Origin of the sequence: Ochrobactrum teleogrylli (genome assembly GCF_037482325.1) — a bacterium.
Lineage (GTDB): Bacteria > Pseudomonadota > Alphaproteobacteria > Rhizobiales > Rhizobiaceae > Brucella > Brucella teleogrylli.
In genome coordinates this window covers 560,802-583,413 of record NZ_JBBHKQ010000001.1, presented here as the reverse complement: position 1 = coordinate 583,413, position 22,612 = coordinate 560,802, and the positions used below count along the sequence as shown (strand labels likewise).

Genomic DNA, 22,612 nt, shown 5'->3' with positions numbered 1-22,612 from the left:
ATGGATCATCATGCGCATAATGATTACCGGCATTCCGTCATATTTGATGCGGACCGTCGAAAGTGTTTCCGGGGCGAGCGTGAAGCATCGCCCCTATTTCGAACCTATCCGCACGAAGAAGGATGTGATCGATCAGGTCAAGAAGATTGCCAATACAGGTAATTATCTTATCGGTGAGGGCGCAGCCAACGCCGTGCGCGGCCACGACGTGACCTATGTTCCGTTCTGGCATCTCGCCAACAGCCTCAATTCACCGGACACCTATGCAAAGCTCAATGAGAGCTTTGATCTTTGCCTGTTCGCCTCGGCGAATCTCTTGCGCCCGGGCTATGCGGCAACGACCGAATCCTTCGTCTTTGAAAAGCTGAACATGCCGATTGTCGTCATGGGTATCGGTATTCAGAAGAAGGAAAATCTGAAGGAAGAGCTGCCGGAAGGCACGCGCCGCTTCCTTGAAATTCTGCGCCGCAAGGAAAGCTTCTTTCTGACCCGTGGCCATTTCACGGCGGAATTCCTGAAGGATGCGGGCATGAAATATGTCCGTCCGACCGGCTGTCCATCGCTTTATTATGCACCGGACCAGATGAAGCGCTCGCTGAGCCGTCTGGCTGATCCAAGCCTTGCGGACGCGCAGAAAATCTCTTTCGGCGGCTATCTCGGCAGCGTTGCTGATACGATTGTGGACGCGCATGCGCTGCTCGAAAAGGACAGTGTCGCAAGCTACGTCCTTCAGGACGAAGTGATCGTCTACAACATGAACATGGCGGGTGAAGACCACTCCGAAGCCTATGATCAGGCGGCAAGCCGCATCACGGCGCCTGTCGAATACAAGCATATGGAAAAATGGCAGCGCAAGAATGAGCTGCTGGTGTTTTTCGATACGCACAAATGGCGCAGCTGGATTTCCAGTCAGGATTTCGGCTTGAGCCGCCGCTTCCATGGCACGATCATCGGCATGCAGTCCGGCATTCCGGGGCTGATGATCGCCGTCGATGACCGAATGCGCGAAATGCTGGGTTTTGTCGGTTTTCCGCATATTGATGCCAGCGTGTGGAACCGTGAACCGCAGAAAAAGGCTTACCTGCGCGACTTCCTTTCGAAGATCGATGTGCCCGCCGCCATCAATCGTTATTCGGAATGCGAAGCCAATTTCAACGGCGCGCTGAAGGATATCGGTATCCGATGAAACTGACGGTCAGGAGCACCGGGGGCAGCAAACGGGCAATTGCAGCGCTTTTGGGTGCTGTCCTGCTCGGCGTCATGCCGAACGGTGCTCTTGCCGATACGCGCTTCGGCGTCAACCGGGTTAATATGGCCTGGTTGCCCGCCGCAGAGCGCGAACAGATCTTCGACCAGATGGTGAAGAACGGTGTGGTCGCCGTGCGGCTTTCGCTGACGCGGCCAATCGACCAGAGCATCGATGCAGTGCGGCTTGCGCACGAGAAAAAGCTCGCAGTCCTGCTGGAAGTTTCGCTGAACAATGTGGACTTCTATCCGGAAGGCACGAAGCCGCGTTCAGGGCGAGGCCGTATCTGGGATATGTACCGGCTATCGGATATTGATCCGAAACGGTTTCAGACAGCGATTGGTGATGCGTTGCAGAAAATCGACGCGCTTGGCGTGAAGCTGATGGGTGTCGAGACCGGCAACGAAATCAACTGGGGCGCCTATAATGGCGATCTGGTCATTCTGCCGAAGGAAAAAACAAAGACCGCTCGCTCGCTGAGCGAAATGGAAGAACTGCCCCTCGTGGAGAAGGGCGCGGAGAAATATGTCGAACTGCTGCGCGTCGTTCGTACCGAACTGGCGAAAACCAGACACAATGCGGGCGCAAAGGTGGTTTCAGCGGGACTTTCGGATATCCCCTTTGCCGATGCAGATCGGCGCGGGATCGATACGATCGATCCGACGACGTTCACCGATCTTCTGAAAAAGCACGGCCTCGATACGGTGGCCGATGGCTACGGGATTCACATTTATCCCGGCAGCAGCGGAACGCGGGCCGCGCGCGCTAAGCATGTCGATAAGGCGCTTTCCTTCTGCGGCGGTGCCGATGGAAAGCCGTGCTGGATCACGGAATGGGGCTTTGCCAACAAATCCAAGGCCTGCCCGGCAAATGACAATAACCGCCAGCAACTGGTCGAGAAAGCGCGGGAACGCTTTCGCCAGATGATGGATAGCGGCCAGATCGCGGCTGCTTATTATTTCGATTGGGATGAGGGAAATTACGGCGTCTGGCGCTGCGGGGCTCTGACCCCTGCAGGTCAGGCCGCAACGGTGACGAAATGAAACTCAAGACTGTAATCATTGGCGGTTCCAACACCGTCATGCTGCCCGGCTATCTGCCGACCCTGCTTTCAACCATGGCGCGACGCGGGGTGGAGTTGGATATCGTTGCCGATCTGGCGGTCGGCGGTACGACGAGCGCGCTCGGTCTTTATCAGCTGAAGATTTTCGAGCAACTGGAAGACTGCGAATTGCTGCTGATCGAATATGCGATCAACGACGCTTTCGTCTATGGCGACGAGCGCAGGCCCTTCCGTCACTGGGCGCGGTTCTATGAAGGGATTATCCGCTACGCATTGGAGCGCAATCCGAACCTGCGTATCGCAACGCTCGTCTTCGGTGCGCGCAACGGGTCATTCCTCAATTCGGTTCCGTCTATCGATGCGGGCATCAATTACATCTCGCAATGGTATGGCACGATCTGCGCCGATGTCTCGCGCATGCTGATGCAGCAATATGGTCGCGATGCCGTGACCAACCCGTCTTTCTATCTCGATCAGGGGCATTATTCGCGGCCCATCGCCACCACCATTGTCGCCAACCTGATTGCTGATGTGCTGGAACCGGCGCTGTCCGCGGCCCATCGCCCGAAGGCGCTTCCTTTTGCAATCGATCCCGACCACTTTGCCAATGCACGTGCCTTAAGTGGCGAGCAGCTATGCAAGCGGCTGGGACGGGTTCCGGTGGAATATAGCAACCGCCGCTTTTCCATTTTCGCCCTGAACCTCGGCAATGAGCGTATGCGCTTTGAAGTGGACAACGGCCAGTTGCTGGCGGTCGGCTATGTCTGCGATCCACGCATTCCGCCGCTCGACGTCAGGATCGGCGACGAGGTGCACCGCGCAGCGATGATGAAGGGTGGTGTGCGCGACGGAACGTACAAGTTTCTCGTCTCCATGCTGAGCTTCGAATTTCTCTACGGCACCAATCTTCTCGACGCGCGGGGCAATGTCGCGTTGACGCTTTCCGGTGCGGATAGCGATGTCGAACACAAGCTGCATGTGCCGAAGGATAGCGTTCGTCAGGATGAACTACCAGCCGAACCGGTTCTGCCGATCACCGGCATATTGTTTTCCGGCAATCTGAAAGTCATGTCGCTGGAGAAAAAGACCGAGGTTCGCGAGGTCGTCGCGGAAGCGGCGCAATAAGCGCTATTCCACGAAAATCTTCACGCTTGCCGCGCGGCCTGCGGCGTCGATCACGGTCAGGGTCGAGTAGCCCGTGCCGTCCGGTTGCCATGTGGCGGTCCGGCGGCGTTCCGGCTCTGCTACCGGCTTGCCGTTGGCGAGCCAGCGAAACGGTGCGCGCCCGCCCTGCAATTTCAGCACGAGCGGCGATGCGGTTTCAGTCAGTGCTTTCAACTCCACATGCGCGCCATCGGGCGGAAAAATGATGCGCGGTGCGGGTTCGGTTGCGGCTTTCAGCACAGGGAGCGGATCGCTCGCCGACGAAAACCGTGTCTGCGTAACAGGCAAATCGGCACGGGCCGTGCGGAATGTTCCGGCTGGCGCGCGCGGCAACGGCACGGAAACCACGCCCGACTTGACGAAAGCATCGAACAAAATTGGCGCGGCGGATGCATAACCGGCAAGCCCTGGCACGGAACCGCCATCGGCGCGCCCGACCCAGACGCCGAGAACATAACGCCCGTCATAGCCGACCGACCATGCATCGCGATAACCATAGGATGTGCCGGTCTTGTAAGCGAGGCCACGGCGGGGTGCCCCTTGAGGAGGCACGACACCGGCCAGAATATCGCCGATCTGCCATGAGGCCTGTTCGGTGAGAATAGGGCCGGATGGCTGCGTCGGCTCCGCCGTTTCGGTTCCGTCGCGCAAGGCGGCTCCACGTCCGCCATTGGCAAGGCCGGTATAAAGCTGCACAAGATCGCGCAGGCTGATCCCGGCGCCGCCAAGCCCGATGGCGAGACCGGGTGGTTCGTTCTTAGGCAGTTGCAGGCTGACACCCGCCTGCCGAAACCGCGTGGTCAACCGGGCAGGACCGATAGCGTCCAGCAGGCTGACGGTCGGGACGTTCAGCGACATTTGCAGCGCCTGCCGGATACTGACATCGCCCTGATAGCTCATGTCAAAATTGCGCGGGCGATAACCGGCAAAGTCCTGCGGGCGGTCTTCGATGATGGTTTCCTGCGCAATCATGCCCTGTTCGAAGGCAAGCCCATAGATGAATGGCTTGAGCGTCGATCCAGGCGAACGCACGGCGCGCGTCATGTCGATCCAGCCTTGCCGTCTGCCATCGAAATAATCCGCGGACCCGACTTCGCCGAGAATATTGCCGTTGCGGCTATCGGCCAGCACCATGGCCACTGACACTTTGGGTCCAAGTTTTGATGCCGCCTCGCGGGCCGATGCTTCGAGACCCCGTTGGACGGATTTCTTCAGCGTCAGTGCGTGGCGGGCTTCTGTCGGCGCTTTCTTGAGCGCCAGATCGGCAAAGTGTGCGGCGAGGGCAGGCAGAGCATGACGGGTGGTGGAGATCGCCTCGCGCTTGCCGCGTTCGGCTTCGTCGTTGGTCAGAACATCGGCCTGAACCATTCGCGTCAACACGCGATCACGCGCCATGCGTGCGGTGCTGGCGGCGCGGTCCGGACGACGACGTTCCGGCAATTGCGGCAGCGCGACGAGCATTGCGGCTTCCGATGTGGTGAGCCGCAGTGGCTCCTTGCCGAAATAGGCAAGCGATGCTGAGCGCACGCCTTCCAGATTGCCGCCATAGGGGGCAAGTGTCAGATAACGCTCTAATATCTGGTCCTTGCTCAAACGGCGCTCGATTTGCATGGCGCGGGCAAGCTGGCGGAATTTGGAGCCGAAGCTGCGGCTTTCGCGTGGTTCGATGAGCCGGGCCAGTTGCATGGAGAGGGTGGAGCCGCCGGATACGATGCGTTGGTTGCCTGCAAGCTGCACCGCTGCGCGCGCCAAGGCCCAGAGATCGATACCGCTATGATCGTAAAAGCGCTTATCCTCATAGGCGATCAGCATTTTCACGAATTTCGGATCGACATCTTCAATGCGTGTATTGAGACGCCAATAGCCGTCCGGTGTCGCATAGGCGCGCAACAGCTCGCCGTCGCGATCCATGACTTCGGTGGATATGGTCAGGCGTTCAGGCAAAGGGGGTGGAAAAGCGCGGTCAAGCCAGTCGAGGCCGATCGTCGCAACGGCGGCGATGCCGAGAAGTGCGGCACCGCCAATTGCTATTTTCCAACGCCGTTTCATATCTTATCCGAAAGCCCGTCCTACGGCGCAGTGACCTCCATCATACCAGTCGCCGTGCGCGCAGCATATTGCGGGCGATACATGTCCTCGACGGTCGCCGCCGGATGGGTGTAAAGCCCCGGCGTCACTGCACGTACGACATAGGCAAGAACAATCTGCTTTTTCTCACCTGCCGAGCGGTCAAACGCAGCGACGAAGCGATCATCGCGGAATTCGAGATGCGCGGCCTGCGTGCTTTCGAGCCATGGGAAGTTGCCGAGATCGGCACTCGAAACGAGGCCCGGATTGTCGAGTTCCAGACCGGCTGGCAGAAGATCGGTGACCAGCAGGCGCGACTGCCATTGTTGCAGATCGTCGATCTTCAACACCACGACGAAACGCTCGTTCTGATTGATGCTGGTGATGTTGGCTTCCTGTCCATCGAGCGTGTAATAGGCACGCTCGATGTTGAAGCCTTCGCCACCGGCAGGCAGCGATTGCGCGGGCGGCGCAACGGCTGTTACAACCGCGTCCACTGCATCACTGCCCCTGTTTGTCAGAACAAGCGGTTCAGCTTCCAGCGCGTTGCCATTGACGCGTTCGGAGAAAGCGCCTTCATGGGCCGTGCCGTTGATATCGAGATTGATCGCTGCATTGTTCTCCTTGAGACCACGGGCTGCGAGCAGCATCCACGCCTGATCCTGCGTGCTGAGATATTTCGCCTGGTCGCGTTCGTAACCGACCAGCGTGACAAGCGAAGGCAGCACTTTCGGCGCAGGCTTGCTTTCGGCGGCCAGCGCCAGCATGGCCGCGCCATCACGCAGCCGCGAACCATAATCGGAGCGATTATAGTCAAATGCCGTATTGGTGCTTGCCCGGTCGAGAGCGACGTTGAACACCCGGTCCGAACGCTGCTGGTCGCCATAAAGCGCCAGACCGGCGGCCAGTTGCGCAATCGCCATCGGGCTTGCAAAATTGTCGAGCTGCGTATCCGCGTAATAACGCAGATCGCCGACCGAAGCCTTCTTGTTGCGCGCCAGCACATAGAGCGAGTAGGCGATTTCGTTGCCTTTTTCCTTGGCGTCGGTCGTATAGCCGAGCGCATTTTGCAGGTTCGACAGCGACGAGAGCAGGGCTTCCTGCGGAACCACATAGCCCTTCTCGCGGGCACGGGTGAGGAAGTCGGTGACATAGGCGTCAAGCCACAGGTCGCCGGAACCCGGTCCCCACAGGCCGAACGAACCGGACGAAGACTGATAGCTCAGCACGCGATAGATGGCGTCCTGCACGCGCTTTTTCAGTTCATCCTGATCGCCAAGGCCAGCACTTGCTTCGGAGCCTGCCGCCATCTCGCTCAGATAAAGCAAGGGCAGGGCGCGGCTCGTGGTCTGCTCAGCACACCCATAAGGATAGCGATCAAGCGCCATCAGAAGCGACGGCACGTCGAACGCCGCGCTGCGGGTGACGCCGACGCTCACGAAAGCACCGTCGAGCAGGCTTTCGGAAAGCAGGCCGCCATCGATCTTGAGACTACCGCCATTGGCCGGAAGGCTGACCACCTGACGTGTCGTGACTGGCAGATCGACGGGACGCACCGGCAGCGAAAGCTTCTGTTCGATGGCCAGTCCGGCATCATTGGCAAGGCGTATCGTAATATTGCCCTGTCCGGTCTTCTGCGCGTTGAGCGGCACAGCGACGGAATGGCGTTTGCCACCGGCCAGCGCAAGCGTGTCGGGATAAGAGCCGATTTCCGTGCCGAGATTGTCGCTCGTTTCGACGCTAAGACGGTAATTTCCATCGGGCGCGTCCGTATTGGCGATATCGAGGCGCAGTGTCGCCTGATCTCCCGGCGCCATGAAGCGCGGCAGACCAGCCGTAATGACCACCGGATCGCGCACGATCACATCGCTGGAAGCGTGACCCACGGCCTTGACTGTCCAAGCTACGGCCATGACGCGGACGGTGCCGTTGAATTGCGGAATATCGAAATCAATGGTTGCCTTGCCATCGCTATCCAGCTCGACCGGGCCGGAGAAAAGCGCGACCAGCTTTTCAGTCGGCGGGCTGCCTTCAGCTGCCATGTTGCCGCCGTCGCCGCCGGTGCGCAGCTTGCCGGTGGTGCCCAGCGAACCATCGATAAGGCGTCCATACATATCGCGCAGTTCAAGACCGAGCTGGCGCTGGCCGAAGAACCAGTTGTCCGGATTAGGCGGCTGATAGCGTGTCAGGTTCAGAATGCCGACATCGACAGCGGCGACCATGACATAGGCCTGCTCGCCGCCTGCATTTTCCACAGAAACGGGAACCGAGAGCGTGCCGCGCGGAGTGGCTTTCTCCGGTGGCGTCAGCTTGACTGCCAGTTGCCTGTCGGCAGGATCAACCTTCAGCCATTTGAGGCCAATAGCACGGGCGGGCATGCGGCTTTCCTGCGCGCTGCCCGGACGGAACAGCGTTGCAGTGACGTAAGCGCCAGCACCCCAGTCTTCGCCGACTGGAATGTCGATGGTTGCGCCATCCGCCGAAACGCTTTCGCTGATGGTCGTCAGCAGCTTTTCTGCGCCGATGGTGATCAGCAGTTCACCGGCAAAACGTGGGCTGACCTTCAGCTTGGCGGTTTCACCGGCTGCATAATGATCCTTGTCGAGCGCGATTTCGAGGCCGTCGGGCGTTTCCGTCGAGGTTGCGGCCACATACCAGCCCGCGTCGAATTCGTAGCTTGAAGCCGGACCCGAAGCATCGCCAGTCTCGATTTCAAGGCGATAGCGGCCCCAATCGACCGGCTGGGTGATGCTGGCTTCAGCATCGGCCTTGAGGTCGATCTTGCCGGTTGCAACCGACTTGGTGAATGTGACCGGCTCGTAGTTCCAGCTATTGCCGCTGCGATACCACTGGTAATTGCGCTCGACTTTCACCAGGGACCAGACCGCGCCGTCAATGTTGGTGCGGTTGCCCTTGGCGTCGGAAGCGATGAAGCTGAATTTTGCGGTGCCGCCTTGCGGTACTTCATCGCCGGAAAAATCTGGCCGGATGCCGATCATCGATCCTTGCGGACGAACGGCAAGGTCAAGCTTGCGTTCCACAGCACGACCGCCGCTTTCGCGCATGCGAACGGTGACGGCTGCATTGATCAGACGGGTGGTGGATGGCAGGTCATCAATCACGACCGGGAATGTCGCCTTGCCATCGTCGCCAACCTTGGGCAGTTGGTCGAGTGGCAGACGGGTAGCTTCGCCCTGACCTTCATCGGCCAAACCGAAATAATAGCCCTTGAAACGGTCCCAGTCGCGCTTGGTTGAAAGCGTGACTTCGCCTTCCAGCGCCAGACCGGCTGCGGGCGCACCATAAAGGAAACGTCCATCGACGGTCACGTTGGCAGCTTCGCCGCTCGCAATTTCCGGCTTGTCCGATGTCAGGTCGAACTCGATGCGGTCTGGCACGAAATCTTCAACCAGGAACATCTGCGATGCGACCGCCGGTTGCTTGGGGTCGGTGTAGATATTCAGGTTCCATGTGCCACGCATGGCATTGGCGGGCAGTGTCAGGTCGACGGAATGTCCACCAGCCTTGCTGCTGTCCGAGACGAGGCGGCGGTCTTCCACGCCGTCTGGGCGCGTGAAGATGAAGGTCAGCGGCAGATTGTCCACGGCGAGCGACGCATCGTCCCGGGCAAGGGCAGCGGCATGAACCACTTCGCCTGCACGATAGATGCCGCGTTCGGTCCAGGCATAGACGTCGAGCGCCTTGGGCGCTGCACGACCGGTGACGCCGCGATCTGAGAGATCGAAGCCAGCACGCGCCATATCGAGGAAGACGAAATCGTCTTCGCCCTGATTGGCCATCATGACGGCGGGAACCAAGCCGCCGGAGCCGCGGGTGAGACCGGCGGTAAAGGTGGCGCGACCATCGCTATCGGTTGTCGCTTCACCCAGCACTTCATTGTTGCGGGCCAGCAGCGTCAGCTTGACGCCGGAAAGGGGCTCAGCCGTTTCAAGTGATCGCGCGAAGACATTGATGCCATCCTGACCGGCATAGGTCGAAAGGCCGATATCCGATACGACGAACCATTGCGTTGCCTTGGTGTCATAGCTTTCACCGCTTGCCTTGATCGGTTCTGCCGTTAGCACATAAACGCCCGGTTTGCGCTGCGGCAGTGCTTCATCGATGGGGAAACTGGTGGTGGCTTCCTTGTTCAGCTCGCCGCCAGCCGTTTCGATCTCACCTTCCCAGACGGGCGCGCCCATCTGGTCGGAAACCGTACTGACATCATAGCCGTCGAGCTGACGCAGAAAATGATAACCAGACAGAAGCTGCGCCAAGGAGCGGTCGCCGATGCGATAGAGCTTCACCTTGGCCGCATCCATATTCACGCTGACCAGCGGAATGCCACGACGCGCCTTGGCAGGCAGCACAAAGCTGTCGCCAGTAAAGCGTACCGAGGGTGCGCGGTCCTGCACATAGACAGACAGGGTTACCGGCGCTGGCAGCGTTTCGCCAATGGCGGCAGGCAAGCCGGCGCGGAACGTCACGCTATAGGTGCGGCCGTGTTCCAGACCTTCGACACAAATCTGGCGATCCTTGGCTTCAATCGCCTTGGGCGCAGCGCTATCCAGCGTCACGAAACTGGAATAGTCGGCACCGCTCTTGACCAGTTCTTCGGAAAACTGGGCGCAGATGCGCGGCGACGCATTGTCATTATCGACGCTGTGGTCAACGATGCGGAAACCCTTGCGGGCCTTGAGGTCTTCATAGGCAGCGCGAACGGAAGCTGAATTGACGAGATTGAGGCTCGCATCATAGGCCTGAAGCGCAGGGCGGGACAGCTCGCGACGGTCAAGCGCCTGCGCCATCGCGTTCAGCGCGTCGGCGCGCGCGGTCTTGCTGCGCGAGGTCTGATAGCCGTTCCAGGCTGCTGATGTGGCGTCGCGTTTGAACTTGGCCGTCTCTTCGCTGTTGGAAGGCTCGGTCGCCAAAGTGGCGAGAGCAAGCCCGGTCCAGAGCGCGCTGTCGTCAGGAGCAGCACCCGCTGCGGCTGCAAACTTTTCCATCGCCGTGCGCGGGTCGCTGTTGGCGAGCGCCGTGGCTGCATCGGCCTTCAGGGTGCTGAGGCCCTCGCTGCTGTCGGCAGCCAGGATAGAGGTACGGAAACGGCGCGCTTCGTCGACAAGATTGTCAGCGAAGAAGGTGATGGCCGGTGGGGCACCAATGTCAGCTTTGGCGGTGTCCTTGGCCGCGCCCGATACAACCTTACCCGCAATGGAACCGACAGAGGGATTGAGCTTGTTGAAATCCGTCTTGAGGAAGCACCACTTCACCTTCGGATTATAGGTGAAGGCACGGCAGGCATTGTCACCGAGGCAGGTGCTCTTGCACTGGTCCAGCGTGAGGTTCTTCTGGGTGCGCAGGTCGAAGCCGAAATAATCGCTATCTTCAGTTATCTCGATACGGCGCGTTTCAGCGGCGTTCGAAGGCGCAGGCGCAATCGCAAGCCCTGCGGTCAAACCGGTGATTGCAGCCAGCGTCAGGAAAATCTGTGCCGATAGCGCACGCCCGAGTTGCCGTTTGAAACCGTTAAGCATCTGCCTCTCCTTGCGATTTCATGCCCGACCAATGTCCCCTGGAAGAGCGGAAAGAATCCGCGTCATGTGAAGCTTGCGCACAACCCAGAGTCAAGCTGCTTCGCTAATATATACAATGTTCTATTATCATCACTCGCAATTATGACGGCTGTTCTGCGGCGTGCAAATTGAATGAGACGTGTCGCGATTGAGACTGAGCATTGCTCCCATCGCCGTTACGTTTTCACTTCTGACATCTTCGTTTGTTGTCCAACCTGGAGGAGGTAGACATGAGCAGGAACCGTGGCGTCGTCTATATGCGACCCGGAAAAGTCGAAGTCCGTGATATCGAAGACCCGGTGCTGTCTGCACCTGATGGGAGGAAACTCGGTCACGGTGTCATTCTCAAAGTCATCTCGACCAATATATGCGGGTCGGACCAGCATATGGTGCGCGGTCGCACGACGGCGATGCCCGGACTTGTGCTTGGTCATGAGATTACCGGCGAGATCATCGAAAAGGGCGCAGATGTCGAGATGCTTGATGTCGGCGATATCGTATCCGTGCCGTTCAATGTTGCCTGTGGTCGCTGCCGTTGCTGCAAGGAGCAGGACACAGGCGTCTGCCTGACCGTCAATCCGTCACGCGCTGGCGGCGCCTATGGCTACGTCGATATGGGTGGCTGGATCGGCGGGCAGGCCCGCTATGTCATGGTGCCTTACGCCGATTTCAATCTGCTGAAATTCCCGGATCGCGACCGGGCGATGGAGAAAATTCGCGATCTGACCATGTTGTCGGATATTCTGCCAACGGGCTTTCACGGCGCGGTCAAGGCGGGTGTCGGTGTCGGTTCGGTGGTCTATGTGGCCGGTGCCGGACCTGTCGGGCTGGCGGCGGCGGCTTCCGCGCGCATTCTTGGCGCTGCCGTCGTGATGGTCGGAGACTTCAACAAGGAACGTCTGGAACATGCCCGCAAGGTCGGGTTCGAGCCGATCGACCTTTCCGCCAGCGACCGTCTGGGCGACATGATTGCGGAAGTCACCGGCAGCAACGAGGTTGACAGCGCCATTGACGCGGTGGGCTTCGAAGCCAGAGGCCATAGCGGTGGTGAGCAGCCTGCCATCGTGCTGAACCAGATGATGGAAATCACCCGTCCCGCCGGGTCCGTTGGTATTCCGGGACTTTACGTGACGGAAGATCCGGGCGCGGTGGACGGCGCGGCCAAACAGGGAAGCCTGTCGCTTCGTTTCGGGCTTGGCTGGGCCAAGGCGCAATCGTTCCACACCGGGCAGACGCCGGTTCTGAAATATAACCGGCAACTGATGCAGGCGATCCTGCACGGGCGTTTGAATATTGCCGAAATTGTCAATGCGGAAGTCATTTCGCTTGAAGATGCGGCAGCCGGTTATGAAAGCTTCGATCAGGGTGTGGCGAAAAAGTTCGTCCTTGATCCGCACGGTTTGCTCGGCAAAGCCGCGTGATCCTGCGAGACACAGAAGCGCTGTGCCCCCGCGTGGCGCTTCTGTTGTCGCCTATTCCGCGCAGCTACGCTAAACAAGTGACAGTAGCGACGATGCGGAGATTTCAACATGACCGATATTCGCCTCAAACGGATCTATGAAGCGCCATCAGCTGCCGATGGCTACCGGGTTCTGGTAGATCGTGTCTGGCCACGTGGCATGACCAAGGAGAAGGCCGCCATCGATCTCTGGGCAAAAGATGTTGCTCCATCTACAGACCTTCGCAAATGGTTCGATCATGATCCCGCGAAGTGGGGCGAGTTTCAGAAACGCTATCACCGCGAGTTGCAAAATAAATTGCCGGATCTCACAGCGCTGGTTGCCAAGGCCGGTGATACGCCGCTGACTTTACTCTATGGCGCGAAGGACGAGGAACACAATCAGGCCGTCGTGCTGCATGAATTCTTGCAGACAATCTGAGGCCGAGTTTTGAAATTTTAGAACGACAGCGCAATCAGATCGCTACGGATCTGGTCGCCATTGCCTTGCGACAGGTTCTTTTCGATTTCCGCATGCGTGGAGGTCCAGATGGGGACAGCGGCCGCCAGTGCCGCTTTGCCTTCCGGTGTCAGTTGCAGCAGGCGCTCGCGCCGGTCAGCGGGATTGACCAGTATTTCCACCCAGCCCTGCCTTTGCAGCGGCTTTAAAGCGGCGGTGAGGGTAGTCTGATCCATTGCCAGCAATTCGGCAACCGGCTTCATTGGCGGTGGGGTGGGTCGATTGAGCGACATCATCAGGGAGAATTGCCCATTCGTCATGCCAGCCGGACGAAGTGCTTCGTCAAAACGCCGTGCAAGCGCGCGGGCCGCGCGCTGAACATGCAGACAAAGGCAGGTGTCTCTGACCAATAGGGTCGTTTCAAAAGGAACTTCGGCAGCGTTTGACATGATCCATTAATATTGATATCAATGTAAATCGTCAAGCAAATATCCTATAAAAACTGGGCGTTTTATCATCCGGGGGCGGAGGAGGACTTGCATCATGAATGAAGTCGTATCCCGCGAAGTCTGGCTGGAGGCGCGGCGCGCGCTTTTGGCCAGAGAAAAGGAAGCGACGCATCTTCGCGATCGCGTCAATCAGGAAAGACAGGCGCTGCCCTGGGTCAAGGTGGAGAAAGACTATGTCTTCGACACCCCGACAGGACGCCGAACGCTGGCAGAGCTTTTTGACGGACGCAGCCAGCTGGTCGTCTATCACTTCATGTTCGGGCCGGAATGGGAGCAGGGCTGCGTCGGCTGTTCATTCCTGGCCGACAATCTCGACGGCGCGCTGCCCCATCTCAACAATCACGATGTCACGCTCATTGCCGTTTCGCGTGGGCCGCTTGCGAAGCTTGAAGACTATAAGCGCCGCATGGGCTGGCACTTTCCATGGGTGTCGTCCTATGGCGGTGATTTCAACTTCGATTTCCATGTATCGTTCGACAAGGCCGAGATCGAAGAAGGGCGCGTCTTCTACAATTTCGACAAGCTGCCGCCGGAACAGGCGCATGATGAACTGCCCGGTATGAGCGCCTTCATCAAGGCCGACGACGGCACGATCTACCATACCTATTCCAGCTATGCGCGCGGCATTGAGGAGTGGATCAGCACACTCATGATCCTCGACCGCGCACCCAAAGGACGCAACGAAGACAGCACCATGCATTTCGTGAGGCGCCACGATGAATATGCCGCGCCTGCAGCAAACCACAGCTGCTGCAGCTGAACGCTGAATTCAAATTCTGGGAGGAATGACGATGAACAAGGGTGCATCACCGTTCGTCTGGTACGAACTGATGACTGAAGATGCCGCCGAGGCCGCAAATTTTTACGGCAAGGTCGTCGGCTGGAACACGAAAGACTCAGGTGTCCCCGGCGTGAATTACACGCTGTTTGAAACGCCGGGTTGTGCCGTTGCCGGTATGATGGCGCTTTCCGATATGCCGAGCGAAAATTGTGACACAAAGCCCGGCTGGCTTGGCTATATCGGCGTGGCCGACGTAGACGCCATGTCCGAGAAGGTCACGGCCGCAGGCGGCAAAATCCTGCAACCGGCTCATGATATCCCAAGTGTCGGGCGATTTGCTGTCGTGGCAGACCCGCAAGGCTCGGTCTTTGCGCTGTTCGAGCCGAAAGACCGGCCGGAGCCTCCGGCTGATTTCGGTTCGCGCAAGGTGGGCCATCCGAGCTGGCATGAGCTTTATGCCAAGAATGGCGAAGAAGCCTTTGGTTTCTATGAGAAAGTGTTTGGCTGGAAGCTGGCGCGCGACTTCGATATGGGCGCAATGGGCAAATATAAGATCTTCAGTGTAAACGGCGCAGATACGGGCGGCATTATGACCGCACCGCCGAATGTGCCAAATGGCTGGGGCTTTTATTTCATGGTGGATGGAACGAACGCTGCTGCCGAACGTGTGAAATCGCTGGGCGGTACAGTAACATTCGGGCCAACAGAAGTGCCGAATGGCGAGTGGATCATCCAGTGTCTTGACCCGAAGGGCGTGGCCTTCTCGCTGGTTTCAGCGACGCAATAAAAGGTATGCGCGAAAGCGCATGAAACTTCTAAATCCATGGGCGGCTTCTGGTTTTACGTCAGAAGTCGTCTTCGTGATGATAGTGACGCAGATAGGCGAACGCTGTTCCCACCAGGATCGGCAGAAGCAAAATGCCCGTCCAAAATATGATGTTGCTCATTTTCTCCCTCCCTGATGCCCTCAAACCGAAACAAGAGCCTGAGACAGTATGCGGGCACTTCTAACAACGTGGAAAGCGGACATTTGTTCCAGCCACGGCTGTCGTTGCGTAAAGCTATTGCCATTATGCCTGCGTTTGAGTAGAAGTGCGAATACATCAAGAGTTGGGGAGACGCCCAACGCCAACCTGCCGCTCCGGGCAAGGTGGTACTCCCTGAAAAAGGAGGATGTGGCCAAACCGGCAACTATGCGGATAAAGCCACTCGCGTCGACCTGACAGAACTAGGGACCGACGCGATCATGCCGATAAAAATTCCTGACGATCTGCCAGCAACCAGTGTTCTCCAGGCCGAGGGCGTTATGGTCATGCGCGAGGCGGATGCCGTGCGTCAGGACATTCGGCCCTTGCGCATCGGCCTGCTCAATCTCATGCCCAACAAGGCGACCACGGAAACGCAGATCGCCCGCCTTTTAGGCGCGACACCGCTTCAGGTGGAACTGACGCTCGTGCGCATTACCAATCACGTCGCGCGCCACACCTCCGCCGATCACATGCTCTCCTTCTATCGCCCATGGGAAGATGTGCGTGACGAACGCTTCGATGGCTTCGTAATCACCGGTGCGCCAGTGGAACGGTTGAACTTCGAAGAAGTGACCTATTGGGATGAATTGCAGCGCGTTTTCGACTGGACGCAGACCCATGTGCACCGCTCTTTGAACATCTGCTGGTCGGCGCAAGCCGCCGTCCATCATTTTCATGGCATGGGCAAGTATGAACTTCCGGCCAAGGCCTCCGGTGTCTACAGCCAGCAGAACCTTGCTCCGGCCTCGCCCTATCTGCGCGGATTTTCGGACGATTTCACCATTCCGGTTTCGCGCTGGACGGAAGTGCGCAAGGAAGACATTCCGCAGGATAGCGGCCTGAATGTTCTCGTCGATAGCGCTGAATCCGGCCTTTGTCTGCTGGAAGACCCACGCCATCGGGCGCTGCACATGTTCAACCACGTCGAATATGACACGACTTCGCTGGCCGACGAATATTTCCGCGATATTCAGGCTGAGCCTGAAACCAAGGTGCCCGCAAATTATTTCCCGGACGATGACGCGACCCGCCCGCCGCAAAACCGCTGGCGTGGCCACGCGCATCTGCTGTTCGGCAACTGGATCAATGAAATTTACCAGTCGACGCCGTACGATCTGGAAAATATCGGCAAGAAGTGACTGCCGCTGAATAAACAAAACCCCGGAATGGAAATTCCGGGGTTTTGTTTGGGATGAAGCTCTATCAGCTGCCGACCCGTTCCAGCCAGCGATGCCATTCTGCTTCGGAGCCATGGAAAACATTGAGATCGATCTTGTTGCTCACGCCCTGAGACAGGCCCGATCCAGAATATTGCCAGAACAGCCATGGACGGCCCGGATAGACCTTCGATGGGTGTTGTGCCACAGCGCGCAACCAGAACGGATAGTTGGTGAACGCACCTTTCAGATTGTCATCGTAGAAATCCGGAGCGGTATAGATGACCGGGCGCTTGCCGTAATGGCGCTCCAGCTTGTCCATGAAGACCTGCATCTTTTCACGCACCTGTTGCGGCGACGGGCGGCGGCGGCAGGCGGAATCGCCATTCCATTCCACGTCGATCACCGGCGGCAGTGCGTCGGGGTCTTTCGGCACGTTGCGGATGAACCAGTCAGCCTGTTCGCTGGCGACACGGCACCAATAGAAGAAGTGATAAGCGCCGCGCTTGATACCGGCGGCCTTGGCCTCGCGCCAGTTCTTGCGGAACATCGGGTCGAGATGATCACCGCCGTCTGTGGCCTTGATATAGGCGAAGTTCGCGCCTTGCGTGCGCAGCTTCGGCCAGTCGATATCACCCTGCCAGCGCGACACGTCTACGCCATGCACGGCGAGTTTGCGCGGCGATGCACGGCCAAAATTGATCGGCTTCGCATCGCGGAAGCGATGGCTGTAGATTCTGGAGCGATCCTGTGCCGTGCGCGCTTGCGGTTCCAGACGCACTGCCGGATAGGCCGCCACCTGCGGTGCAGGCATGCGCGGTGCTTCGGTTTGCGGCACGGGTGTAGGTATCTGCGCGACGGGGCGCTCCTGCAATGGCGCGCGCGGTTGCGGCGCAACTGGCGCAGGCGGCTGCACCTTGAACTGTCCGCCGTCTGGAACAGGTCCGGCCCAGGCAAGCACCTCTTCTTGCGGGGGGAGTGGCTGCGCGCGTGGCGCGCTTGCTGTTTCGGTTACGGCTGCGGGCGGAACCGGCCTCACAACAGAACTGGTCATCTCCGCCGAGGGTTTCGGCTGGAGCATGATGCTGTCGATGCCGGAACTCGATGTGCAGCCCGTCAGGGCGGCGCAAGCGAGCGCAATGGCAGACACGACCAAAGAACGCGAAGGCGAAGAACGCATGGGCACCCGTACTCAGAACAAATGGGCTGCAACGCTCTCCCGAGTCATTGCTCAGGTCAGATTACCGGCAAAAACTGAATCCAAAGTTTACGAAAGTGCTAACGCACGCGGTTCAAATTGAGCTTTCGAGGATTTTTATCAGCGCTGTTGCAGATTTCTCCAGAGAAGCTTCTTCAAAGCCTGAGAAACCGAGGATAAGTCCCTGTCTTGGTTGGAAAAAGCCATAGAGTGGCGACAGAGGCTGAACCTTTATACCGCTGTCGGCGAGTTTATTTGCAAGCATCACATCGTTTTGCGCGTCTGAAAGCGCCAGCAATAGCGTCAGCCCGGCGGGGGGCGCTTCAATGCTGAAAAGCGACGGTTCACCGGGGGATAGTGCCGCAATAAGCTTGTTACGACGCGCCGCGTAGAGACGGCGCATTCGCCTGATGTGCTGGGCAAAAGCGCCAGTTTCGATGAATTGTGCCAGTGCCGGTTGCGCAAGCATCGACGGCGGCGGCAAAAGTTCGCGCCGGAGTGTGCGATACTTTTCCGTCAAATGCAGAGGCACGATCAGGAAGCCGAGCCGCAAGACGGGTGAAAATACCTTCGAGAAACTGCCGATATAAAGAATGCGGTCGCGGTCGAGCGACATAAGGGCCGGAAGCGGCTGACCGATATAGCGATGCTCGCTGTCATAGTCGTCTTCGATGATGAATGCGTCGCTTTCGCGCGCCCAGGCAATGAGATCGAGCCGTCGCGCCAGCGGCATGGTTACACCCGTCGGATGATGGCGGGCCGGTGTTACAAAAGCCGCACGTGCCTGCATCGCGCTTTGTCGCCCGGCGGCCACATCAAGACCGTTGTCATCGACCGGCACGGAAACAACATCGATTCCCTGACCGCCGAGAATGTTACGGGCAGGCGAATAGCCGGGCTCCTCCATCCAGATTTTGTCGCCTGGTTCGAAGATGGCTGCCCGGAGAAGCGAAAATGCGTCGGTACTGCCGCCGGTAATCAGAATTTGCCCTGCATCCACCGCCATGCCGCGCCATTCATGCAGATGGCGGGCAAGCGCGACACGCAGCGGAAAATAGCCGAATGGATCGTTGCCGTTCAGCAGGTTGGTGTCAGGCTTGCGCCAGATGCGCCCAAGCAATTTGCCCCATTCCGCATGTGGAAAGTGATCGCTGTCGAATACACCTTGCTGAAAGGGCTGCGGTGTAAGTGTTGCCTTGGTGGTCGTCTTCGCTGTCGGGGCGCTGCCCGTTGGCCCGGTTTTCAACGTTACATCCGGCAATTGAGCGGCAATGCGCGTCCCTGAACCGTGCCTGCCTTCCAGATAACCTTCCGCGATCAGCTGGTCATAAGCCGCAAGCGCTGTGGCGCGCGAGACGCCCAGTTCTTCCGCAAAAGCGCGGGTCGAGGGAAGTCGACTTTCAGGCTTCAGCCTTCCGGTCAGAACGGCCTGCCTTATCTGTTCTGCAAGCTGAACGGCGAGAGGCGTAGCGCTCGTACGGTCAATCCCGAATTCCGGTATCGATGCGATAAGTGGCATGGTTCAGTATCTTATAAGTGGTTATTTTCAACATACCACTATGGCGGCATTTTGCATGCATTGAAAATGCAAATGCAAACAGGACCGACCAGCATGACGAATGCCCCAACAGAAAGAACCAGAGTGAAGCGCCTGCATGATCGCGGCCGCTATGATGCGGACAGTGTTCACGCGATCATTGATGCTCAGCCGCTCGCCCATGTAGCCTATGTTTTCAACGGCGCGCCCTATGTGTCGCCGACGCTCGTATGGCGGGAAGGCAATTTCATTTACTGGCACGGATCCTCGGCAAGCCGCATGTTGGAAGCTTGTGATGAAGCGGAAGTCTGCGTCAGCTTCGCAACATTGGACGGGTTGGTGCTGGCGCGTTCTGCCTTTCACCATTCCTGCAATTATCGTTCTGTGATGGCTTTCGGCACGGCGAAGAAAATTACCGATGTTGTGGCGAAGGAGCGACATTTGCGCAACTTCGTGAATGGGCTTTTTCCTGATCGCTGGGAAGGGCTACGCCCGATGATGGCCAAGGAGCTGAAGGCGACCATGCTGCTGGAACTGGAACTGAATGAAGCGTCAGCGAAAGTCCGCTCCGGTCCACCCAAGGATGACGAGCGGGATTATGCGCTACCGATCTGGGCGGGCGTCATTCCGGTGACGACACAACTGGGCGAACCGATTGACGATGAGCGTCTGTTGCCGGGCGTAAAAGCGCCGCAAAATGTGCTGCAATTCGGCTATCTGGCGGATGCGGCGGAATAAGTCCCGGAACTCTAACAGGGCTTATGCAGTCTTGGAGTGTATAACGGCAAATTGGTCGAGCGTCTGGGCCTGATCGGCACGGTGTTTGACGCTTTCGATCTGCTTCATGAGTTCGGCGATCTTCTCAGGCTGGGAAACGCCGCACTCATAAATCTGGATGATTTCGCGGACCAGCTCGTCCTTCAAAGGCGAGGTGATCGGGCAGCAACCGATGGCTGCGCAGGACTGAATATAGGCCTGTTGCAACCTTGCCAGTTCGTCGGCCTTGAAACGTCCGAAGTAATAATCCCTCGAAAATGGCATTTCCATGCATTCCGCAATGTGACCGGTGGGGGCTTGCCACCGCAAGTCTGTGTTCGAAAACTTTCCAGTTTGCTAAAGCTCACTATAGCATATGACCATAGACAGTAACCGGCAATCGTTTACGTCTTCTAAAATATTTGAATTTTTTTGGAATAATTGTTTCGGAAATAAGTATTGTTTTACTCAATAATGCATCTCTTACTGATGCCTGCTTTTATGCAATAGACGTCAACGCAGGAATGCAGCATTCGCTTCCGTCGTCATGGCCATGGCTTGCATGAGTGCAGCCGCGTGCAACAACCGGTCTTTTTCCGCAGCTCTGGCAGCTTCCGATGCGGCCAGAATCTGGCCTGCGCCAGCCGTGGTGGTTTCAATCAGCATTACAGGCTCGAAAACCGCCAATGTCCGCAGCATGTTGCGGACTGCTAGGCGGACATCCGGCTGGGGATGGTCGGTGAATTGTGCCAGTTCCAGTGCCGCAGAGCCGAGGTTCAGGACGGCCAGCATACCGCGCAAATCCTGATGCGCCTCAGGTGATGCGGCAGAGGTCTCGGTTATGAGCAGACGCGAGATACGGTCAGCACTTTGGCTGATCCACGCCTCGATGGAGATGGAACGTGGCGCCGCACCGATCTTCTTCAGGCTGTCGCGCATGGCGCGCTTCATGCGGCGCTGCGCGGCATAGTCGTTCGGTGGAAAAAGCAGCGAGAAGACAAGCGTGCCAATGCCAATGCCGAGAAGCAGTGCAAGCACGCCATTCAGAAAGGACGTGGCGTCGGGTCGCGTGAAATTGTCAGGGCCAATCAAATCCCAGAAAAAAATGGCGAATGCCGATCCTTTGGCGATGGTAGACGGATTGCGCATGGCAAGCCCGGCGCAGATCAGAACGGGCGCTATGACGATGGTGAAGGGGAGGAACCCCCAAATGACGGGCAAAACGCCAAAATTCATGATGGCCGCCACGATTGCGGCAATCGCTGAGCCTTTCAAAAATTCCGTTCCGCTGGCAACCGGGTTTGGCCGGGTTGCGAAAAGCGCGTTGACCACACCAACCACGATGACGAAACCGGGACCGGATGGCCATGCGGTGAAGATCCAGATCGCCGATGCTGCAGCCAGCGCCACAAATGCGCGAATACCGTTGATAAACGCTGCCGTGTGATCGACATGGTAGGAAAGCCGTACACGGTTCGCTTTCGGATGCGCGGTGTCGAGTTCGGCTTCGATGGCGAGTGCCTGTTCCTGAAAACCGAGCATGTTTCTTAGGCGATACAAAAACATCAGCCGCCCGGAAGTGAGATCGGTATTGCCGCTCGTTTCTTCTTCCGCCGTGCGCATGATCTTTTCGCGCAGAGCTTCGAGATCAACGGTTTCGTCGCCATCGGCGATCCGCGCCATGGCGTCTTTGGCTTCCAGCAACAATGGATCGCCGCTCGTGGTTTGTGATGGCATTTCCAATATGGCGCGCACAGCCGATGCCTGTTGCAGCGTGACCACCATCGCCTGCCTGAGATAGCCAACGCTGCGCCTGACCGTGACGGAACTCGCGGCCTTGTATTCAATGGCCGTATCGAAGGCGATGGCATTGCGATAGGCGGTTTGCAGCGCGCCGGTTCCGGCTTCCCCGCCCAGCATTTCTGCGCAGAGCTTGGCCGTCTGCCGCATGAATTTTCCAAGCTGCGCACGTGCTTCCTCGAAGGGATTATCGGTGCTGAACAGCCAGGTGATGATGGCTTCGGTCACGATGCCCAATGCAATGTAGATCAACCGCGATACAGCGATTTCAAACACATTTTCCGGGTCGGACAAAGAGTCGATGGCGACGATGGCAGCCGTATAGCCGGCAAGCACCGCGCCATAGGAGCGGAAGTTGCGCAGGCCCGTCGAAAGCGCAGTACAAAGGCCGATCCAGCCTGCGAGCACCAGCAGAAACAGAGTGGGTGTCTGGATGAAGATTGCCGTGAGCAACACCGCGACCACGACGCCGATTGCCGTGCCCATGAGGCGATAGATGCTCTTGGAAACGCTCATTGCACGGCTGCTTTGAGCGACAATCCAGACCGTCATGGCGGCCCATTTCGGGTCATCCATATTCATCAGGAAGGCAATATAAAGCGCGATCAGCGATGCGGCGGTGGTCCGTACCGCAAAAATGAGATCGTTGCGCTTGATGATCATGATGACCGGAAGAAGCTTTTGGCGGTGATATTGCGCATCCTTCGACGCGCGGGCTACGATTGACGTTGATAGCGGTTTTGCACCCGCGTCAAGCATGGAACGGAACACGGTGTCTTCACATTGTCGCGGGTGGACGATATGAGTGCCGTCGTTCAGAGGATTTGGGGAT

The 22,612-nt window shown here is 58.1% G+C and carries 16 protein-coding genes and 1 riboswitch; of the genes, 9 read left to right on the top strand and 7 right to left on the bottom strand.

Features of this window, described 5'->3' with window-relative positions; translation table 11 throughout:
- Positions 1 to 10 precede the first annotated feature (10 nt).
- Genes WIX40_RS02825 through WIX40_RS02815 form a run of 3 tightly spaced genes read left to right on the top strand, consistent with a single transcriptional unit; the run spans position 11 to position 3,434 of the window.
- Positions 11 to 1,186, top strand: a complete 1,176-nt coding sequence (locus WIX40_RS02825) for a polysaccharide pyruvyl transferase family protein (protein WP_109367440.1) — start codon at positions 11 to 13, stop codon at positions 1,184 to 1,186.
- A complete protein-coding gene (locus tag WIX40_RS02820; protein ID WP_339438303.1) occupies positions 1,183 to 2,289 on the top strand; it encodes a glycosyl hydrolase in 1,107 nt (368 codons plus the stop codon). Before WIX40_RS02825 ends, WIX40_RS02820 begins: the two co-directional genes overlap by 4 nt.
- Positions 2,286 to 3,434: an SGNH/GDSL hydrolase family protein gene (locus WIX40_RS02815; RefSeq protein ID WP_339438301.1), complete on the top strand. Its 1,149-nt coding sequence runs from the start codon at positions 2,286 to 2,288 to the stop codon at positions 3,432 to 3,434. Before WIX40_RS02820 ends, WIX40_RS02815 begins: the two co-directional genes overlap by 4 nt.
- 3 nt (positions 3,435 to 3,437) lie before the next feature.
- Here the strand turns inward: WIX40_RS02815 and pbpC are convergent, their stop codons facing one another.
- Positions 3,438 to 5,522: a penicillin-binding protein 1C gene (gene pbpC / locus WIX40_RS02810; protein ID WP_339438299.1), complete on the bottom strand. Its 2,085-nt coding sequence runs from the start codon at positions 5,520 to 5,522 to the stop codon at positions 3,438 to 3,440.
- A gap of 20 nt (positions 5,523 to 5,542) precedes the next feature.
- Positions 5,543 to 11,077 carry an alpha-2-macroglobulin family protein gene (locus tag WIX40_RS02805; RefSeq protein ID WP_339438297.1) on the bottom strand — a complete coding sequence of 1,845 codons (5,535 nt, stop codon included), beginning with the start codon at positions 11,075 to 11,077 and terminating at the stop codon, positions 5,543 to 5,545.
- Positions 11,078 to 11,346: 269 nt separating this feature from the next.
- On the opposite strand from WIX40_RS02805, the gene fdhA reads away from it, so the two are divergent.
- The gene (fdhA, locus tag WIX40_RS02800; RefSeq protein ID WP_109367436.1) at positions 11,347 to 12,537 is read left to right on the top strand and encodes a formaldehyde dehydrogenase, glutathione-independent; all 1,191 of its coding nucleotides are present in this window, start codon (positions 11,347 to 11,349) and stop codon (positions 12,535 to 12,537) included.
- A 108-nt stretch (positions 12,538 to 12,645) separates the two neighbouring features.
- On the top strand, positions 12,646 to 12,996 hold the full coding sequence (locus WIX40_RS02795; RefSeq protein WP_339438295.1) for a DUF488 domain-containing protein: 351 nt from the start codon (positions 12,646 to 12,648) through the stop codon (positions 12,994 to 12,996).
- A 17-nt stretch (positions 12,997 to 13,013) separates the two neighbouring features.
- On the opposite strand, the gene WIX40_RS02790 is transcribed toward WIX40_RS02795, so the two are convergent.
- On the bottom strand, positions 13,014 to 13,463 hold the full coding sequence (locus WIX40_RS02790) for a MarR family winged helix-turn-helix transcriptional regulator (protein ID WP_171317313.1): 450 nt from the start codon (positions 13,461 to 13,463) through the stop codon (positions 13,014 to 13,016).
- A gap of 91 nt (positions 13,464 to 13,554) precedes the next feature.
- Here WIX40_RS02790 and WIX40_RS02785 point away from each other — a divergent pair, with 91 nt between their 5' ends.
- The 3 genes from WIX40_RS02785 to metA all read left to right on the top strand — a co-directional run bounded on the left by WIX40_RS02785 (position 13,555) and on the right by metA (position 16,471).
- On the top strand, positions 13,555 to 14,283 hold the full coding sequence (locus WIX40_RS02785) for a DUF899 domain-containing protein (protein WP_180917898.1): 729 nt from the start codon (positions 13,555 to 13,557) through the stop codon (positions 14,281 to 14,283).
- A gap of 31 nt (positions 14,284 to 14,314) precedes the next feature.
- Positions 14,315 to 15,091: a VOC family protein gene (locus WIX40_RS02780; protein ID WP_339438293.1), complete on the top strand. Its 777-nt coding sequence runs from the start codon at positions 14,315 to 14,317 to the stop codon at positions 15,089 to 15,091.
- 308 nt (positions 15,092 to 15,399) lie between these two features.
- Positions 15,400 to 15,509, top strand: a riboswitch (SAM-I-IV-variant riboswitch).
- A 41-nt stretch (positions 15,510 to 15,550) separates the two neighbouring features.
- Positions 15,551 to 16,471, top strand: coding sequence for a homoserine O-acetyltransferase MetA (metA, locus tag WIX40_RS02775; RefSeq protein WP_109367994.1), 921 nt, complete (start codon positions 15,551 to 15,553; stop codon positions 16,469 to 16,471).
- Between the two features lie 64 nt (positions 16,472 to 16,535).
- Here the strand turns inward: metA and WIX40_RS02770 are convergent, their stop codons facing one another.
- Both WIX40_RS02770 and pdxR read right to left on the bottom strand, forming a co-directional pair.
- On the bottom strand, positions 16,536 to 17,669 hold the full coding sequence (locus WIX40_RS02770; RefSeq protein ID WP_339438290.1) for a glycoside hydrolase family 25 protein: 1,134 nt from the start codon (positions 17,667 to 17,669) through the stop codon (positions 16,536 to 16,538).
- Positions 17,670 to 17,781: 112 nt separating this feature from the next.
- A complete protein-coding gene (pdxR, locus tag WIX40_RS02765) occupies positions 17,782 to 19,206 on the bottom strand; it encodes a MocR-like pyridoxine biosynthesis transcription factor PdxR (protein ID WP_339438288.1) in 1,425 nt (474 codons plus the stop codon).
- A gap of 93 nt (positions 19,207 to 19,299) precedes the next feature.
- Between pdxR and WIX40_RS02760 the strand changes: the two genes are divergently transcribed.
- Complete coding sequence (locus WIX40_RS02760; RefSeq protein WP_339438286.1) at positions 19,300 to 19,962, top strand: pyridoxamine 5'-phosphate oxidase family protein; 663 nt, start codon at positions 19,300 to 19,302, stop codon at positions 19,960 to 19,962.
- A gap of 21 nt (positions 19,963 to 19,983) precedes the next feature.
- Here WIX40_RS02760 and WIX40_RS02755 read toward each other — a convergent pair whose 3' ends face one another.
- Both WIX40_RS02755 and WIX40_RS02750 read right to left on the bottom strand, forming a co-directional pair.
- Entirely contained in the window at positions 19,984 to 20,265 is a 282-nt protein-coding gene (locus WIX40_RS02755; RefSeq protein ID WP_109367992.1) for a hypothetical protein, read from the bottom strand.
- Positions 20,266 to 20,493: 228 nt separating this feature from the next.
- A complete protein-coding gene (locus tag WIX40_RS02750) occupies positions 20,494 to 22,551 on the bottom strand; it encodes an FUSC family protein (protein ID WP_339438283.1) in 2,058 nt (685 codons plus the stop codon).
- Positions 22,552 to 22,612: the final 61 nt, after the last annotated feature.

Bases quoted from the DNA above. Each gene is read 5' to 3' on its own strand.
- fdhA (WP_109367436.1), top strand. From the start codon at position 11,347: ATGAGCAGGAACCGTGGCGTCGTCTATATGCGACCCGGAAAAGTCGAA.
- pdxR (WP_339438288.1), bottom strand. From the start codon at position 19,206: ATGCCACTTATCGCATCGATACCGGAATTCGGGATTGACCGTACGAGC.
- WIX40_RS02795 (WP_339438295.1), top strand. From the start codon at position 12,646: ATGACCGATATTCGCCTCAAACGGATCTATGAAGCGCCATCAGCTGCC.
- pbpC (WP_339438299.1), bottom strand. From the start codon at position 5,522: ATGAAACGGCGTTGGAAAATAGCAATTGGCGGTGCCGCACTTCTCGGC.
- WIX40_RS02825 (WP_109367440.1), top strand. From the start codon at position 11: ATGCGCATAATGATTACCGGCATTCCGTCATATTTGATGCGGACCGTC.
- WIX40_RS02755 (WP_109367992.1), bottom strand. From the start codon at position 20,265: ATGCCATTTTCGAGGGATTATTACTTCGGACGTTTCAAGGCCGACGAA.
- WIX40_RS02820 (WP_339438303.1), top strand. From the start codon at position 1,183: ATGAAACTGACGGTCAGGAGCACCGGGGGCAGCAAACGGGCAATTGCA.
- WIX40_RS02780 (WP_339438293.1), top strand. From the start codon at position 14,315: ATGAACAAGGGTGCATCACCGTTCGTCTGGTACGAACTGATGACTGAA.
- metA (WP_109367994.1), top strand. From the start codon at position 15,551: ATGCCGATAAAAATTCCTGACGATCTGCCAGCAACCAGTGTTCTCCAG.
- WIX40_RS02805 (WP_339438297.1), bottom strand. From the start codon at position 11,077: ATGCTTAACGGTTTCAAACGGCAACTCGGGCGTGCGCTATCGGCACAG.
- WIX40_RS02815 (WP_339438301.1), top strand. From the start codon at position 2,286: ATGAAACTCAAGACTGTAATCATTGGCGGTTCCAACACCGTCATGCTG.
- WIX40_RS02760 (WP_339438286.1), top strand. From the start codon at position 19,300: ATGACGAATGCCCCAACAGAAAGAACCAGAGTGAAGCGCCTGCATGAT.
- WIX40_RS02790 (WP_171317313.1), bottom strand. From the start codon at position 13,463: ATGTCAAACGCTGCCGAAGTTCCTTTTGAAACGACCCTATTGGTCAGA.
- WIX40_RS02770 (WP_339438290.1), bottom strand. From the start codon at position 17,669: ATGCGTTCTTCGCCTTCGCGTTCTTTGGTCGTGTCTGCCATTGCGCTC.